The following is a 16,895-nucleotide window of genomic DNA, read 5'->3' as shown; positions in this document are numbered from 1 at the left end:
TTCACTCTGCCCCTCTGCCCCTTCTCCACTACTTGTCTCTTCTGTGGTTCTTTCCCTTGTCGCGCTGCTTGCTCTTCTGGCTGCGTCGCTGAGAGCCCGTTTTGCCGCCGAACTTGTCGAAGCCAGCACCCGCCGCCTTGCCGATGCCGCCACCGGTCTGCCCGAGCTTGAGCGTCGGCACCTTTGCCTTGCCGGCGGCTCGGCTTGCGCCATCGGTGATCAGCAGATCCATCCGACGCTGCGCCAGGTCGACCGCCGCGATTGTGACATGCACCGTGTCCCCCATGTTGAAGGACCGCCCGGAGTTGATGTCGACGAGCGCGCCCGTGCGTGAGTCGATGCGCCAGTTCGGCTGTGCGTTGGAACGCGTGACGTCGCCGGGCAGGTCGCTCGTCTTGACCATGCCGTCGGCGAGGTACTTGTCCAGCTGCACGAAGACACCCCGGGGGGAGACGCCCGTCACCACGCCCGCGTAACTCTCGCCGACGTGATCGGCCAGCAGCTGCATCACGAGGAAGCCGCGCAGCTGTTTCTCCGCGTCCTCCGCGTTCACTTCTTTCTGCGTGCAGTGCCGTCCGACCTCCATCAGGTCCTGCACGTGCGGGCACATCGGGCTCGACATCATCCGCTTGCCGAGTTCGATCTTCTCGTTGTCGCTCTGCGGCTTGTTCCTTGCGTTGTCGGTCAGACGCAGATACTCCGCCAGAGCTCGATGCACCGTCAGGTCCGGATACCGGCGGATCGGGCTCGTGAAGTGGGCGTACGCGCTCGACGCGAGCGCGAAGTGCCCGATAAGTGCGGGCGAGTACTCCGCCTTGGTTAGCGTGCGCAGCACGGCCATGTGGACGGCCCGGGCCGCGGAGGTTCCGCGTGTCGCGTCGAGCAGCCCCTGGAGTTCCTTCCGCGTCGGGTTCTTGGGGATCTTGAACCCCGCGACCGTCGCCGTCTTCCGAAGGTCCTCGGTGTTGCCCGGCGTCGGTTCGGGGTGCACGCGCCGGAGCAGCGGCACCTGCAACCCCTCGAACAGGCGCGCGAGCACCTCGTTGGCCTCGACCATGAACATCTCGATCAGCGTGTGCGTGTACGCGCTGTCCTCGCGCTCGGCATCGATCACCCGTCCGTTCTCGTCGTAGATGAGGACGACATCGGGGAGTTCGAGCGAGATCATCCCGTTGCGGTGGCGCTTTCCCTGGATCGCGCGGGCCAGCGCGTCCATCTCCTTCAGGGTCGAGATCAGTTGCTCGGTGTAGATCGGCTCTGTCTTGGCATGCTTCTTCGCTTCGACCTCGTCGCCGTCGATCAGCGCCTGGGCTTCGAGGTACGTCAGGCGCTTCGCGCTCTTGATCAAGACGCTTCCCGCGCCCTCACGCTTCACGTTCCCGTGCTTGTCGTACACCATGAATGCCGATTTGCAGTAGCGGTGCACGCCCTCCTGCAGCGAGCAGATGCCGTTGGAGAGGATCTCCGGCAGCATCGGGATCACCAGGCGCGGCAGGTACACAGAGTTGCCGCGGTCTGCCGCCTCAACATCCAGCGGGCTCCCCGGCTCGATGAAGTGCGCCACATCGGCGATGTGGACGCCAAGCTCCCACCCCTCGGCCGTCCGCTTGATCGAGATCGCGTCGTCGTAGTCCTTCGCGTCCGGAGGGTCGATCGTGATGATGTACTCGCCCGTCAGATCCCGGCGCCCCTTCAGGGCCTTCTCCCCGTGCTTCACGTAGTCGGCGATCTCCTCGTCGAACCTCGCCGCGGCGTCGCGTGCCTGCTGCATGCACGCCTCCGGGAACTCCAGATCGGGGAGCGCAAACGCCGCGATCACGGCCTGCGTCTCGACGTCGGGGCGTCCGGCCTCGCCGAGCACGCGCGAGATGACGCCCTCGGCCAGCGCGTCCCCCTCGGGATACTCGACGATCTCCACGACGACCTTGTCGCCGGGCTTCACGTTCTTGCTCGCCGCGTCGCGCACGACGATCGGCTTGTTCATCTCGCGCCCGTCCGGCTGCACGAGCCACTGCTGGCCCTGCTTGAAGATGTTGCCGGTGAACGCGGCGCGCTTTCGCTTGAGGATCTCGACAACCTCGCCGACGAACCCTTGCTCATCCCCGCGTCGACGCTCGCGAGCGACCAGCACGCGAACGCGATCGCCCGAGAGCGCGCCCCCGGTCGCATCCGGCGGGATGAAGACATCCCCCTCTTTGTAAGAGTCCTCGGGCCTTACAAACCCGAATCCCTTCGGGTTGCCCTTGAAGATCCCCGTGATCTCGCCGCCTGAGGATGAGAGCGACGGCAGCGACACGCGCCCCGTCGCGCTCACGACGACCACGCCGTCCCGCGAGAGCTGCTTGATCGCCTGCTCAAAGTCGGCCGGGTCTTCGACCCGAAGGTCCGCCGCGAGCTCCGCGATGGTCTGCGGCGTGTATGTCTCGTGGGACAGGTGCTGCTTCAGACGTCCCTCGTATCGCAGCGTCATCCGTGCCCCTTCCCGCTCCGTGCTTCGTGCTTGATCTCAGACTCCAATCGTCGTGACTTCGTGACTCTTTCCCTGCCCCTCACACCATCTTTGCGGCGTATCCCGCCATCGTCTCACGGAATGCACGCCCCTCGAATCCCAGGTGCTGACGCGCCTTGGAACTCTCCGCGACCGAGTCGCGCATCCCCATGATCGCCATGCCGTCATCGAAGGGCAGCAGCCCATCGAGGCCGATGGCCTTCATTGCCCGCGCCTTGGCAATCGCGAGCGGTCCGGGGATGCCGACGATGGGCAGTTCCTTCTTGCCGAGCGGCACGTTGTCGCGGATGTGCGTGAGCAACTCGTCCCAGCCGAGCACCTCCGGCCCGACAAGGTTGTACACCTCGCCGATCGCCTGCTCGCGTGCGAGCGACTCGCCGACGACCCACGCCACATCGCCGACAAAGATGGGCGCGAGCTTCGCCGGCTCCGTCTTCCCCGGCACCATCGACATCGTGCCGTCCGTTCGCCTCGCAAAGTACGGCATAAACAGGTACGGCGCGGCACGCCCGGTCGCCCACCCCCGCGCCATGCTCATAAACTCGCCGTCCGCGCCATGGATCATCCCGGGACGCAGCACGGTCCACGCAAAGCCGCTCCGTCGGACGATCATCTCTCCGTCAAACTTCGAGCGCTGATACCGCGTCGCGCCGCCGGGACGAGTGTCCTCATCCGTGACGCCGAGCGCGGAGATCTGCACAAAGCGAGCCGCATCAACAGGCATGCCCCGCGTGCGGCACTCTTCTCGGAGGGCATCGACGAGCTTCTTCGGAACGTCCACGTGCGCCTGCTCGAAGGGCTGCCCACCCCGTGTCTCTCGGATGATCCCGACACAGTTCACGATCGCATCGGCTCCCTTGATGAGCGCCGCCGCGCCTGCGGACGTGTGCGCCTGACCCTCGACGATCGTGAGTTCCGGGTGCGACGCCAGCACCTTGCCGGCCTTCTTGAGGTCGCGGGCCAGCGCGCGGACGCGATGCCCTCGCGAGAGCAGCTCCGCAACCACATGCCGTCCGACAAAGCCCGTCGAACCCGCAACGGCGACAACCATCTGAGACATCGGGCAACCGTCCTTCCGACCGTGGACGCCCTCCCGCGGCATAGCGGGCCCGGCGCTCCGTGCGTGCAATCCGCCCGGGAAACGCCCGGACAGGCACCGAGTTTATGGCCGCCGACTGGGATCTCCAAACGCACCCCCCGCTCTGGTCTCTGCATCCCGACCCTCTCCGTACCATCGTGCGTGTCAATCGCGTTCACAGACCTCTGCTTCGGCTACACCCGATCCCGTCTGGTTCTTTCTGACCTTTCGGGCTCGGTCGCGTCCGGTTCGGTGACCGCCCTCGTCGGTCCCAACGGTGCGGGCAAGTCCACGTTGCTCCGACTCATGGCGGGTCTCGTGGCTCCGACCTCCGGCCTCGTCACGCTCAAGCGAGCCAGCGGAGCATCCCCTGACTTCGCCGTGGATGTCGCCCAGATCGCCCCTGCGGATCGCGCCCGCCACATCGCCTACGTCGCCCAGCGTTCCTCTGTCGCCTTTGCCTTCCCGGCCCGCGATGTCGTCGCGATGGGCCTTCACACCATCGGCCCTGATGATCACGCGGTCACCCAGGCGATCGACGCGCTGGATCTTGCGTCCGTCGCCGCACGTCCCTTCAACACGCTCTCCGCCGGCCAGCAGCAGCGGGTCTCCATCGCCCGCGCGGTTGCGCAACTGCTCGGGCGTGCGGGCAGAGCCCCCCGGAGCCCCAGGTTCCTGCTCGCCGACGAGCCCCTGGCCGCTCTCGACCCGCGACATGTCGTCCTCGCGCTCCAACTCTTCCGCCAACTCGCCTCACAGGGCATCGGCATCGTGCTGGTCCTCCACGATCTCACCATCGCCCGGCGAGTCGCGGACCACGCGATCCTCCTCGACTGCGGCGGCACCCTCTCATGCTCCGGCGACGCCCCCACCGTTCTGACTCCCGAGGTCCTCGGCCCCGCCTACGGCGTCCACTTCGAATCGGTCCGGGTGGACGATGGTCCTCCCGCCCTCATCCCCACCGGCATCCTCGAAGTAAGAGAGACTCCAAGTCGGCTCGCTCCCTCCGCCCCGCAGACCCGATAGACTTGACCCGTGAACAAGATCGAACTGATTCTGTTCCTGTTGATCATCGGCTCCTCCGCCATCGGGTGGATCGTCCGTAAGTTGAAGGAACAGGCGCAGATCCGCCAGTCTCAGCAAGCCCTCGAACGCCAGCGGCTTGACGCGCTGCGAACGGGGCGCAATCTCGAGAGCATCCAGGGAGCCCCCGGCGCCACCTCCCCCCTCGGTGTCCAAGAGCAGGCCGCCTCTCGTCCGGCTCCCCAGCGTCCTCTTACCCCTGAGCAGCGTCTCCAGGAGATCATGCTCGAGCGTCAGCGCCGCCTGGAAGAGTTGCGCCGCCGTGCCGCCGCTCAGGCCCAGGCCGGCTCCGCTCAGTCCGGTTCCCCCGCTCGCGTTCCCGTAGACGCGCGTGCCCGGGCCCAGATGCAGATCCAGGCCCAGCGCGAGGCCCAGGCCCGCGCTGCGAAGGCCCGCGCCGAGCAGCAAGCCAGAGCGGGGCAGTCACGGGGGCAACCCGCCCGCACGGCCCAGGGTCGCCCCGTCGATGCACGCGACACCGGCTACATCGACGAGCGTCAACGCCGCGAGCAGATCGCACGCTCCCGTGCGGAGGAGGAGCGTAAGGGTGCGATCGCCCGCTCGAAGCAGGATGCCGCAGAGCGCCAGCAACGCCAACAACGTGCCCGTGCGGAGCTTGAGGCCGCGGCGGTTGCCGAAGCGGCCCGCGCTGCGTCGCCCGTTCCCGCCGGTCCGCGCGTCGGGGGCTCGGGCGCGTCATCGGTGATTGCCAACGCCGCCCGCATCTCTTCGGCCGAACTCCGCCGCGCGATCGTCATGAATGAGGTCCTCGGCCCCCCACGCTCGCTCCGTGGCGATCTGTAAGGCCACTCGTCCCGCTCTATACTGGTTCGCGCATGCCCCGACGACCCCACACCACCACGCTCGCTCCGCTCCTGCTCCTCGAGCTCGGCGGGCTCCTCGCGCTCGGCGGGTGCGAGACGGCCGATTCCCTCTTCTCAGGGATCAAACCCGGCTCCGAGGGGATCCTGCAAGACCTCTTCACCGGACCGACACCCGCCGACGCAGTCGAGATGTCGGTCGATCAGTACGACGCCGATCGTCGCTACCGAGGCACCAACCTCCTCGCCAACGCGCCCTTCGCGAGCGAGCCGGTCTACCTCGATCTCTTCATCAACAACGCCTCCGATGAGGATCCCGCCGTCCGCTCCGCAGCGGTCCGCGGGCTCGCCAACCACGGCAACCCCGTTCACGTCCCTCTCCTCGTCGAACGCCTGACCGACACGGATCGCATCGTCCGTCTCGAAGCGGCCCGCGCCCTTCAGCGCATCCACAACCCGGTTGCGATCGATCCGCTCATGCAGGCGATCCGCCAGGGCGAACTCGTCGCCAAGGCCGAGCCGGATGCGCAGGTCCGCGCCGAGGCCGCCGACGCGCTCGGCCAGTACGCAGAGAACCGCGTCGTCCGCGCCCTGATCGCCGCGCTCGCCGATGAGAGCTTCCTCGTCACGAGCACCGCCCGGCGCTCGCTGCGAACGCTGACCGGGCAGGACTTCGGCGTCGATCGCAAGGCGTGGTCCGCGTGGAACGAGGGGACCCAAGACACCTTCGCGGCACGCAGCGTCTACAGGTTCCCCGGGTACGAGCGAGACCGCAAGACCATCGAGTACCTCCCCTTCGTGCCGCAGCCGCCCCGACAGGCGCCCTCGGTCCCCGTCGGCATGCCCCCGCCCGGCAGCGGCTGATGCTCAAGTGTCTGATGCTCCAGAAGGCGGTTCAACTTCTTGGACCCTGGGCTGGAGGAGGCGCTCATGGACCTTATCAGTTTGTGGGGCTGTCGTTCGCCGACAAGACGCCGGACGCGGAGACCAGGTTCGTGTGGATTCGTCCGCGACTGTGTGACGCGGGCCTGCACGAGGCGATCTCTGAGACGATGGTGCGGCACATCAAGAGCCAAGAGCTGCTGACGCGCGAGGTGACAACAATCGGGGCACCACGGGGGTGCCTGCGCCCTGACGGCACGAGCACCGACGACCAGGACGCCTCGGTCACGAGCATGCACGGCGTGCAATATCTAGCGAGGTCTGATTCTGAGTGCCGCGCAGTGGGCCACTCAGCCGAGTCCTTAACATGATGAACGAGAATCGAGGGGGCTAGCGCCGATCACCAGGAGTTCCGTGCGGCATGCAGGCAAGGTACGGGCCGACGCTGTGGTAGCATCACTTGGATGTGGGTGAGAACGTCGCGACCGTCGCGAAGGAGATCGTGCGATGACAGAGCCCGGGAATGCAGGTGCGGCAGGGGCTGGTGCGGCCGGTGGCGCAGATGGTGGGGCGATCCCTGAAGAGACGCTCAAGCGCGCGATGCATGCGTTCAAGAAGCGGATCAAGCTGACGAAGCTGGATCAGGAGTCGAAGCTCGGCGCGAGACGGCCGATGACGAGCGGGAAGAAGTCGGACGTGATGGGGATCATCCCGCCCAACGACTTCCCACGCGCGGTGTGGGCCGAACTTGCCCGGACGAAGCAACTGAAGGACATGGGCGGCGGGTTTTATTCGTTGCCGTGAGGCGAGCCATCGTCCAGCAGCCCACAGCAGCTACACTATGGTAGTTTAGTCGACGATTTGCGATCCTTTGGATCCACCAACGACAATCCAGTCGTAATGTCGTTTCGCATGGATTCTATCGCCGCTCCAACAAAGGACTGCGCCCACAAGTAATGCTCAAAGTTTACATGGCGTACCACACCCTCAATATCTGGGAACAGCGACGTGTAGCGTATGTTCATTTGGTCAAGGCTGTGGAGAGCGTCACCAGCCTGCTCACCCGGAAGAATAAAACGTCGCAGCAGAGACATTCGGTTGCGATCTCGAAGTAGCGCGATCATGTCGGTATGAGCCAGCGTCCGTATTCGTGTAAATCGACCGCCTTGAGAACGCTGTCTTTCTCCAGACGCCATGTCAACGCTGATTACTTCGAGTTCTTCAACAGGTTCTCGATCAGGAACGGAGTACTCCCAGACAGCGACTGGGCTCACTTGTTCAAAAAGATCTGGCAACCTGCCGTTGCGGATAGTCGGATTCGAGTGATTAACCGCGTCTGCATAGGCAAAGAAGGCCGCAACAAACGGGCTCTCTGTCCAGTCGAGTAAGGGTGTCGCAAGTCCGAAGTGTTGTGCTCGCGCCCACCAAGTGTTCTCGTCCCATCTGGCAGTTTGTCGAAAGTTACGAAGTCCTGATGCCAGAACCTTAAATTTCTCTAGTTTATCACACTCGTATATTGCCATATGCTTGCGATCATCTTTGTCTCGCATATTCAAATGGCGATGAATCGCAGCAGTGAGGGTCCAGGTAGTGTCGCGCTGTCCGCGGAATAGTCGCTCGTACGACTGCGTTGAGTATCGGGCGCGTCGATGAAAATCATCCCATGAGGAGCAATGAATGGTCTCGACATCGTGTGTCTCATCCGACACCATCAGTGACATCCTCCCTATATCGGACACCCACTGACGTAATCACCCCTCTAGGTACGTGTACCCCTCCATCCCCTGGTCGTAGAACTTCAGGAGGTTCTGCGATTCGGCGACGGACATGGTGCCGCCTTTGACGGCGCGTTCGACGTCCTTGCGCATGTCGCGGACGAGGTCCTCATGGTCGAACTGAACGTAGCCGAGGACTTCTTTGACGGTGTCGCCCTCGATCACCTCGTCGATGTCCCAGTTGTCTGCGCCGGGGGTGTCGTCGAAAGAGACATGGACGACGTGGGTGTCGCCGAAGAGGTTGTGGAGGTCGCCGAGGACTTCCTGGTACGCGCCCACGAGGAAGACGGCGAGGTAGTAGGGCTCGTCGTCCTTGATCTCGTGGAGCTCGAGGATCTTCTTGACGTCGCGCTTGTCGACGAAGTGGTCGATTTTCCCATCGGAGTCGCAGGTGATGTCGGCGAGGACGGCGCGGCGGGTCGGCTCTTCCTGCAGGCGATGGATCGGGCAGACGGGGAACAACTGGTCGATGGCCCAGGAGTCGGGCATGGACTGGAAGAGCGAGAAGTTGCAGTAGTAGATGTCGGAGAGGAGTTCGGGGAGGTTCTGGAGGTCTTCGGAGAGCTCGCCGAGGCGATGGCTGCGGCTGAGAACCTGGCGCCCGATGGCCCAGAAGAGGCGCTCTGCTGAGGCGCGCATCGTCAGTGACATGTAGCCGAGATTGAAGAGGGAGAGGGCCTCGTCGCGCGATTGCACGGCGTCGTGATAGACCTCGACCATGTTGCGATCTGAGAGACGCTCGAAGGCGTCCACGAGATCGGTCACGGGCTGGGGCGGCTCCTCCTCCTTCGCGAGCATCTGCTTGATCTCTTCGAGCTTGGGGTCGGAGGCGAAGCGGCTCTTGCCGACGACGTCGAAGACCAGCACGCTGGAATAGGCGACCATGGCGCGCCCGGATTCGGAGATGATGCGGGGATGGGGGACGCCGGCATCGTCGCAGGCCTGGCGGATGCGGTAGACGACGTCGGAGGCGTACTCGTTGATGGTGTAGTTGATGCTGCTGGCCCAGGCGGACTGGGAGCCGTCGTAATCGACGCCGAGCCCGCCGCCGATGTCGATGGTGTCGAGACCCGCGCCGAGCTTCTTGAGTTCGGTGTAGATGTGGGCGAGCTCGTTGACGGCGTTCTTGAGCTGCCGGATGTCGCAGACCTGTGATCCGATATGGAAGTGGATCATGCGCAGGCAGTCGGCCATGTCGTTCTGCTTGAGGTACTCGAGCGCCTGGAGGAGCTCGGAGATGAAGAGGCCGAACTTCGAGCGGATGCCGGAGGAGTCTTCCCACTTGCCCTTGCCGGGGCTGCTGGGCTTGATGCGGACGCCGATGCGCGGGCGGACGCCGTAGCGCTTGGCGTGCTTGACGATCAGTTCAAGATCGCTGAAGCGTTCGACGACGGGGATGATGTGCCGGCCGAGCTTGGTGGCGAGGATGACGGTCTCGATGAACTCGTTGTCCTTGAAGCCGTTGCAGATGATGGGCATGGCCTGGTGCTCGGGCTTGGTGGTCATGCCGAGCACGGCCCAGAGTTCGGGCTTGGAGCCGGCCTCGAGGCCGAAGTTGAGCGTCACGCCGATGTCGCGGATCTCTTCACAGACCTGGCGCTGCTGGTTGACCTTGATCGGGTAGACGCACGAGTACGTCCCTTGGTACTCGTGCTCCTTGATGGCGGCGTCGAAGGCGGTGCGCATCTCGGTCAGCCGGTGGCGGACCATATCGGTGAAGCGGATGACCACGGGGGTGTGGATCTCGCGCTCGCGGAGCCCCTGCACGAGTTCGTGGAGGTCGATCTGGCGAGCGGGGTCTTTGTCCGGGGTGACGGCGAGGGTGCCGATGGGCGTGGTGCGGACATAGCCCTTGCCCCAGTCGGGGATGCCGTAGAGAGCGGCGGAGTCGTCGACGGTCCACTTGCCGTGGAGGAATGTGTTGCGGGGCGCGGAGACGCTGGACATCGAGTGCTTTCCAGGTGGCTCCGCTCTCCAGAGCGGAGGACGTGGTGCGATGTGGCACTGGATCACCGCTCTGGAGAGCGGCGTTCCCTGGGTCTGCTCACTGCTCTGGAGAGCAGTGCCACCAGGATCGGCCACCAAGCAGAAAGCATACTCGGATTGCGAGTCGCGACAAGCCCTTGCGCGATCTTTACGGAGAATCGCGGGGGGTGGGGAAGGTGAAGGAGATTCAATGCGGAGGGCGGGAGAGGAGTGGGGGAGAGGAGTTGGAACGCGAAGGTCGCGAAGATCGCGAAGAGGAGTCGGAATCAGCAGAAGAGTTGAACGCGGAGGACGCGGAGGAACGCGGAGAAGATGGAGAACGGGCAGAGGGACTGAGGGGCAAAGGGGCAGAGGAGGAAGGGGAAGAGTTGGGGGAGGCGGGGTCGGGATCGGAGGAGTCGGGGGGCCGCGTGCCGCATTCGGGGCAGAGGGGAAGTGTGGAGCGTGAGGTGTCGTAGCCGCATGAGGCGCAGTGGCCTGTGCGAATGCGGCGGCGGCGCGTGAGCATCAGGCCGCCTGCGGCGACCAAGAGACAGGGCCATGCGGGCACGACCAACCTCATGACGCAAGGGCTCCAGTCGGGATTGACCTGGATATAGCAGTGCGGAAGCCACGTTCTGTCAGGGAACTTACTTATCCCGCGAATGGACCATTCATTGCGCGGTGGGCCGAGGATTCTGCTCAGATCGAATCCCATGGGGGTCTGCTCATACTGAATGCGTATAGCGCCGCGTTGAAGGCCGAGGTAGAAGTCGTCGCCTTGCGTGAGCACGTCTTGTACGTATCCGTGAAGCGCCCACCGTTCCGATGCCACCCAAAGCCCCGCGCTGAGCACGAGCACGATCCAGCAGCATGTTCTGAATACACGACGGATCATGGGTGTTCGTCCGTGGTGCGGGGGACCGATCCTCCGCATTCGGGGCAGAGGGGGAGTGTGGAGCGCGAGGTGTCGTAGCCACAGGCGGAACAACCAAGGCGCCGGCGTCGCCGAGTGGCGAAGGCACCCGAGAGAGAACCAATCATGGGGATCCATAGAGGAATCGAGAAGTTAACTTCGACCCGAGACCAGAAGTCGATGTTCGGTAGCCACGCTCGCTCTTTACTGCCGTGTGAGACCCAATACAACTCCGGCGAAGCGAGGGACGGCAGTGCGCCGAGCGGGCGAATCGTCGTGACCCTGTCGGCCGACCAGCAGCCGACATCGAGACTGCCGCGACTCAGGAAGACGTAGATCCTTGTGGGGCCGTTGTCGCAAAGGACGTGGGTTCTTCCGAACTCGCTCGTCATCCAAAGTCCCGCGCTGAGCACGAGCACGATCCAGCAGCATGTTCTGAATACGCGGCGGATCATGGAGGCGCCTCCGTGATGCGAGACACGGGACTGCCGCACTCGGGGCAGATCGGGTCGGGCAACGTGGCGAGCGGATACGCGCACTGAGTACACAGCCCGCGACGCGTGCGTCTGCGTCTGCGAACCGCCCGCCACGCCGGAACCGTGCCACCGAGGACGAGCGCGATGAGTAGCGTGTTGGCAACGAAGGGAATCGGCATGGCTCGACACGTCAGGAGGTACCGCCGCGCGTACATCGACGCCATGTCCGGCGACACCTGCCACCAGATGTCGGGTTTGTCACCGTTGGCCAGACATCGGAACGGAAGCCCCGTTCTTGACCACGAGTACGCCCTGCCGTTTGGGGCGAACGAACCACCAACCTCTTCGTAGGGGGTGTAGGAGTACCAGGATTTGTCGAGCCAGAGAGATCTCCGGTGAAATCCGTCAAATGCCGTGCCTGAGGGTTGGGGATTGAGTTCCACTCCCGTCGCGCGTTCCAGCGACTCCGCTGAGCCGTGAACCTGCGAACGAGCGCCGATCCCGGGGGCGGGGACCATCCACGCCACCAGCGCGAGGCAGTACGTGATCCAGCCCGAAGCGCAGAGCACTAGCAGGCACACAAAGGGCTTTCGTCTGCGCCTGAGAGCAGCGAGTACCGCCGCGGCTGGGGCGCCCAGCAGCAAAGCGTTCACGCCAAGTGCGCCCCAATGCACCCGAACTCGCGCGTCTCTCTCTGCGGCTTCGAGGGTGTGCCGGGTGGGTGCGTGATGTACAAGCTGGTCAAATCCGTGCGTGTCTCGGATCTCAAGCCACAGGAGCGGAAAGCCGCAGATGAGGGACCTCCGATCAGTGTCGTCGTTTCGGACCACAAGTCCGATCCGGGCGACAGTCGGGCCGGGTCCTGCATGCCGGGCGGGGTCGTAGGAGTACCACCATAGTTCGTTGGCATGGCCTCGGTTCTGAAGCGCGATTGCGCACGCTGCGGATGCGAGCAGGACACCGAGACCTGCGGCGATCGGAACCCACGCCACAATCGATCGCAACGTGTTCATATGGCGTGGTGACATCCTGATCTCACAGCAGCGATCGTGAAGACATTGTGTTGCCGATCTGCGTTGTGAGTCTACCAGAACGGGAGGCGTACTCCATACCATCGAACATGCCCTCTCCATCCGCCCAAACTCAGCGGCCTGTTCTTGCGATCTCCATGGGAGATCCGGGCGGCATCGGCGCGGAGGTGGTGGTGAAGGCGCTGGCGGATCCGACGCGGCGCGGGAGAGCGCGGCATCGGGTGTATGGGTCGTCGGCCGCGATGCTGGAGGCGGCGCGGGGCGCGGGGATCGAGCCGTACTGGGTGCGTGTGCCGCGTGCGAGGGCTCACGCTTTGCCGCATGTGTTGGGAACCGGCGGGCCGGACGTGGTGCTTGTGGATTCGGATGGGTTGGATGATGCGGGTCTGGAGGCCAAGCCGCCCCCCCTCACCGTGCATGAGCGGCGGTCGACGGCGGCGGGCGGTGCGCTGTCGTTCCAGTATGTGGAGGATGCGATCGCGGATGCGAAGCGGGTGCCGGGCGATCCGTTGCGGGCAGACGCCATCGTGACCACGCCGATCAGCAAGGAGGCGTGGGCCTTGGCGGGACATGGTGAGTTCCCGGGGCACACAGAGCTCTTGGCGGCGCGGCTTGGGGCGGAGCGTGCGGCGATGATGTTCGAGGCGGAGCCGCTGCGGGTGGTGCTGGTGACGACGCACATTCCGCTGTCGGAGGTGGCGCGGGCGGTGACGGCAGAGCGGGTTCTGGATGTGATCGAGATGGGGCACGAGGCGTGCGTGCGGCTCGGGATCGCGAAGCCCCGGCTGGCCGTGTGCGGGTTGAACCCACACGCGGGAGAGCACGGGCTGCTCGGGGATGATGAGCAACGGGTGATCGTGCCGGCGATGGAGCGAGCGCGGGCGAAGGGGATTGATGTTCTTGGGCCGTTTCCGGGGGACACGGTCTTCAACGCGGCGGTCAAGAGGCCCCCGCGGTACGACATGGTGGTGGCGATGTACCACGACCAGGGGTTGATTCCGGTGAAGTTGCTCGCGTTTGATCGCGCGGTGAACGTGACGCTGGGGCTGCCTACGGTCCGAACCAGTCCGGATCATGGGACGGCGTTCGATATTGCGGGGCGGAATCTCGCGGATCCCGGGAGCATGGGCGCGGCGATCGATCAGGCGGTTCGGATGGCTGGTCGGATGTCGGGCTCAGAGTGAGCGGGAAGAGGCACCGGGGCGAGGGTGGGGAACGCGGATCAAGAGGTCGTGATGGAAGGTGTGCCGACGAGTCTGGGCGGCGGGCGTGAGCGTTCGCCCTTGATGGAGATGCTGGCGATCGCCGCGCCCGTGGTGGCGACGATGACCTCGTACACGCTGATGCAGTTTGTGGATGGGCTAATGGTCTCGCGGATCGGGCCGGACCCGATCTACGTGGCGGCCCAGGGGAACGGGGGCGTCGCGGCGTTCGTTCCGATCTCGCTCGTCATGGGCCTGATCACGGTCGTGAACACATACGTGTCGCAGAACCTCGGGGCGGGGCGACCCGAGCGCGGCGCGGCGTACGCGTGGGCGGGGCTCTGGATGTGCCTGCTGGCTTGGGTCGCGCTGATGCTGCCGTTCGCGGCGGTGATCCCGTTCGCGCTCGAGCGGCTGTCGAACCACTCCGATGAGTTGCTGCGAATGGAGTCGGCGTACGCACGGATCCTGCTTACCGGCGCGATCTTCACGATCAGCGCGCGGTGCGTGGCGCAATACTTCTATGGAATGCACAAGCCGATGATCGTGCTTGTGGCGGTGCTGGCGGGGAACGCGGTCAATCTGGTTGCGAACAGCGTGCTGATCTTCGGACCCGAGCAGTCGATCACCGGGGGCGTGCTGGGCGCGTGGTTCGGCATGACGGCCGATTTCGCCGACGCGATGGGAATCCCGCGGCTGGGCGTGAACGGCGCGGCGATCTCGACGGTGCTGGGCACGATCGTTGAACTGGCGATCCCGATGGCGATCTTCCTCGGGAGACGGATGAACGCGCTATACGGCACGAGGCGGGCGTGCCGTCTCTCGATCGCCCACGTGCGCGACATCGCTCGCATCGGCTGGCCCGGCGCGCTGATGTTCGGGAATGAGATGATCTGCTGGTCGTACCTGATGGCGGTGCTGATCGGCCACTTCGGAGAGGTGCACAACACCGCGGGGTGGATCGCGCTGCGGTACATGCACCTGGCGTTCATGCCGGCGATCGGGATCTCGATCGCCGTGACCGCCCAGGTCGGGAAGTGCATGGGGATGAAGCGCCCGGACCTTGCCGTGAAACGGACGATGCTCGGGCTCGGGATGACGCTGGGTTACATGGGGGTGTGCGCGCTGGGGTTCGTGTTGTTCCGGTATCAGGCGATCGAGCTCTTTGTCGAGCCGACCATGGACGCCTCACAACGCGAGGAACTCATTGCCATCGGCTCACGCGTGATGATCGCGGCGGCAATCTTCCAGTTGTTCGATGCGCTCGGCATCACGATGATCGGCGCGCTGCGTGGAGCCGGAGACACCATCTGGCCCGGGGTGGCGACCATCATCCTCGCCTGGGTGTGCATCGTCGGGGGCGGGCATCTGGCAATCGAAGCTTTCCCGTCTCTCGGCTCGCTCGGACCCTGGATCGGAGCTTCGTCGTACATCATCCTGCTGGGCGTGGCGGTCTGCTTCAGATTCGTGCAGGGAAAGTGGAAGCGGATCGATCTCCTCCGCCGTGCGAACGGCCCGGAGACCCCGGTTGATCCGGCAAAAACTGAGAAGGCGTCGGTCCCGGTCGACCAATAACGGTCTTTGTTTGGATATGTCTGTTGTTTGGTGTGGCGTGCGGGTCGAGGCGGCACCTATAGTCCTGTTCGCGCCCGTGGGGTCGGGTCATCTTGCCAATGCTGGCGGATCGGCGACGACCGAGTCGGGTTGCGGTTTGGAGCCAGTGTCGATATGAGCAACAGCGCGATGGACATGGTCATCGGTGCGGGCAGTGCGAAGAACGCCGAGCAGGCGGTCAAGCACATCAGAGCTGCGGAGCAGCTCGCGCTTGCGGGCGACAAGGTCGGTGCGGTGGCGGAGTATCGCCGGGCCCTTGCTTCGGACGCGACGAACGTGGATGCGATGTTCCAGCTCGCGTATCTGCTCGATCAGATGGGCGAGGAAGACGAGGCGATGTCTCTGTACGAGACGGTGTGCGACAGGCCGCCGGCCGCGATCAACGCGCTCATCAATCTCGCCGTGATGTACGAGGATATGGGCGACTACGTGCGGGCCGAGCGGTGCCTGCGTCAGGTGCTCGAGACGAACCCGAACCACCCCCGGGCGCGGCTCTACATGAAGGATGTCCAGGCGGCTCGTGAGATGGTGATCGAGGAAGAGGACACCCGCGACGTGATGAAGCGTCGCGCACTCTACGACACACCCGTGACGGACTTCGAGCTCTCGGTCAGGGCGCGAACCTGCCTCAAGAAGATGAACATCCGCACGCTCGGCGATCTGCTCCGGATCACCGAGGCGGAGTTGCTGGCGTACAAGAACTTCGGCGAGTCTTCGCTCGTTGAGATCCGCAAGATGCTCCAGGCCAAGGGGCTGCGGCTCGGCCAGGGGCTTGAGGATGCCCACCGTGCGGCACGCCGCCAGATCATGGAGCAGCTCAAGGGCTCCGGGCGCGAGGCGGTCATGGCCAAGTCGGTCTCCGATCTCCAGCTCTCGGTCCGTGCCCGTAAGGCATTGCAGCTGCTGAACATCCAGACGCTCGGCGACCTCGCCAGCCACACCGAAGCGGAACTGATGGGCGTCAAGAACTTCGGCGCAACATCGCTCGTCGAGGTGAAGGAGCGTCTGGCCGAGCACGGCATGTCGCTGAGGGCATTGGACGCCTGAGGCAGATCGCAAGATTTGACGTTCTCGGATCCAGCGTTTACTTTCTCTCTCATGCGCAAGAGGAAGCTGCGGTTGGCCGCTGCATCGGCCCCACAAGACCCGAAGAACCGGTCGTTGGTTCTGGAGTGGGAGCTTGAGACCCTCCTGACGCGAGCGAGGAAGCGCCCTCGGAGTTGCAAGGCCCCCACGCACTGCGCCGCCCTGCCAAAGGGGCGCATTTTCATGACATATGCAAAGGGTCCGGTGGGGTGGTCACATGCGCCGAACGACCCTGTTGAGATCTCTGGAGCGGGCTTCTTTGACTTCATCGGGTGCCGCGATGATGTGTGGAACGATCGATCGCGCATCCGCAAGTTGTTTGTGCTTCGACACGAACTCGAGCACGAGATGCAGCGATGCTGCTCGGCGGGCTTCGCAAGCGCGGGTGCTTTGCGGATGCTTGCGTACGAGTACAGAGCGAATTCTGCTGGGTGGTGTGAGATCCTCCCGATGCTTC

The 16,895-nt window shown here is 64.5% G+C and carries 12 protein-coding genes; 7 read left to right on the top strand and 5 right to left on the bottom strand.

Going from position 1 to position 16,895, the window contains the following annotated elements:
• Window positions 1-28: 28 nt before the first annotated feature.
• Window positions 29-2,470, bottom strand: a complete 2,442-nt coding sequence (locus tag KF838_11645) for a VacB/RNase II family 3'-5' exoribonuclease (protein ID QYK47429.1) — start codon at window positions 2,468-2,470, stop codon at window positions 29-31.
• A 79-nt stretch (window positions 2,471-2,549) separates the two neighbouring features.
• Window positions 2,550-3,569 (bottom strand): NAD(P)H-binding protein, encoded by a 1,020-nt coding sequence (locus tag KF838_11640; protein ID QYK47428.1) that lies wholly within the window; start codon window positions 3,567-3,569, stop codon window positions 2,550-2,552.
• Window positions 3,570-3,749: 180 nt separating this feature from the next.
• Between KF838_11640 and KF838_11635 the strand changes: the two genes are divergently transcribed.
• The 4 genes from KF838_11635 (at window position 3,750) to KF838_11620 (ending at window position 7,177) form a co-directional block, all read left to right on the top strand.
• Window positions 3,750-4,613, top strand: a complete 864-nt coding sequence (locus KF838_11635; protein ID QYK47427.1) for an ABC transporter ATP-binding protein — start codon at window positions 3,750-3,752, stop codon at window positions 4,611-4,613.
• A gap of 9 nt (window positions 4,614-4,622) precedes the next feature.
• On the top strand, window positions 4,623-5,474 hold the full coding sequence (locus KF838_11630; GenBank protein ID QYK47426.1) for a hypothetical protein: 852 nt from the start codon (window positions 4,623-4,625) through the stop codon (window positions 5,472-5,474).
• A 32-nt stretch (window positions 5,475-5,506) separates the two neighbouring features.
• Entirely contained in the window at window positions 5,507-6,355 is an 849-nt protein-coding gene (locus KF838_11625) for a HEAT repeat domain-containing protein (GenBank protein QYK47425.1), read from the top strand.
• 525 nt (window positions 6,356-6,880) lie between these two features.
• Window positions 6,881-7,177: a hypothetical protein gene (locus tag KF838_11620; protein QYK47424.1), complete on the top strand. Its 297-nt coding sequence runs from the start codon at window positions 6,881-6,883 to the stop codon at window positions 7,175-7,177.
• Between the two features lie 35 nt (window positions 7,178-7,212).
• On the opposite strand, the gene KF838_11615 is transcribed toward KF838_11620, so the two are convergent.
• The 3 genes from KF838_11615 to KF838_11605 all read right to left on the bottom strand — a co-directional run bounded on the left by KF838_11615 (window position 7,213) and on the right by KF838_11605 (window position 12,533).
• Entirely contained in the window at window positions 7,213-8,094 is an 882-nt protein-coding gene (locus KF838_11615) for an FRG domain-containing protein (GenBank protein ID QYK47423.1), read from the bottom strand.
• Window positions 8,095-8,124: 30 nt separating this feature from the next.
• Window positions 8,125-10,095 (bottom strand): biosynthetic arginine decarboxylase, encoded by a 1,971-nt coding sequence (gene speA, locus KF838_11610; GenBank protein QYK47422.1) that lies wholly within the window; start codon window positions 10,093-10,095, stop codon window positions 8,125-8,127.
• Between the two features lie 1,385 nt (window positions 10,096-11,480).
• Window positions 11,481-12,533 carry a hypothetical protein gene (locus tag KF838_11605; protein ID QYK47421.1) on the bottom strand — a complete coding sequence of 351 codons (1,053 nt, stop codon included), beginning with the start codon at window positions 12,531-12,533 and terminating at the stop codon, window positions 11,481-11,483.
• A gap of 92 nt (window positions 12,534-12,625) precedes the next feature.
• On the opposite strand from KF838_11605, the gene pdxA reads away from it, so the two are divergent.
• The 3 genes from pdxA (at window position 12,626) to KF838_11590 (ending at window position 16,399) form a co-directional block, all read left to right on the top strand.
• Window positions 12,626-13,720, top strand: coding sequence for a 4-hydroxythreonine-4-phosphate dehydrogenase PdxA (pdxA, locus tag KF838_11600; GenBank protein QYK47420.1), 1,095 nt, complete (start codon window positions 12,626-12,628; stop codon window positions 13,718-13,720).
• A gap of 51 nt (window positions 13,721-13,771) precedes the next feature.
• On the top strand, window positions 13,772-15,313 hold the full coding sequence (locus KF838_11595; GenBank protein ID QYK47419.1) for an MATE family efflux transporter: 1,542 nt from the start codon (window positions 13,772-13,774) through the stop codon (window positions 15,311-15,313).
• A gap of 153 nt (window positions 15,314-15,466) precedes the next feature.
• Window positions 15,467-16,399, top strand: coding sequence for a tetratricopeptide repeat protein (locus tag KF838_11590; protein ID QYK47418.1), 933 nt, complete (start codon window positions 15,467-15,469; stop codon window positions 16,397-16,399).
• Window positions 16,400-16,895: the final 496 nt, after the last annotated feature.

This window comes from Phycisphaeraceae bacterium, assembly GCA_019454185.1.
In the GTDB taxonomy this organism is placed as follows: Bacteria; Planctomycetota; Phycisphaerae; order Phycisphaerales; family UBA1924; genus JAHBWV01.
The sequence above is the reverse complement of the archived record's forward strand: the minus strand, read 5'-3'. Positions and strand labels throughout refer to the sequence as shown.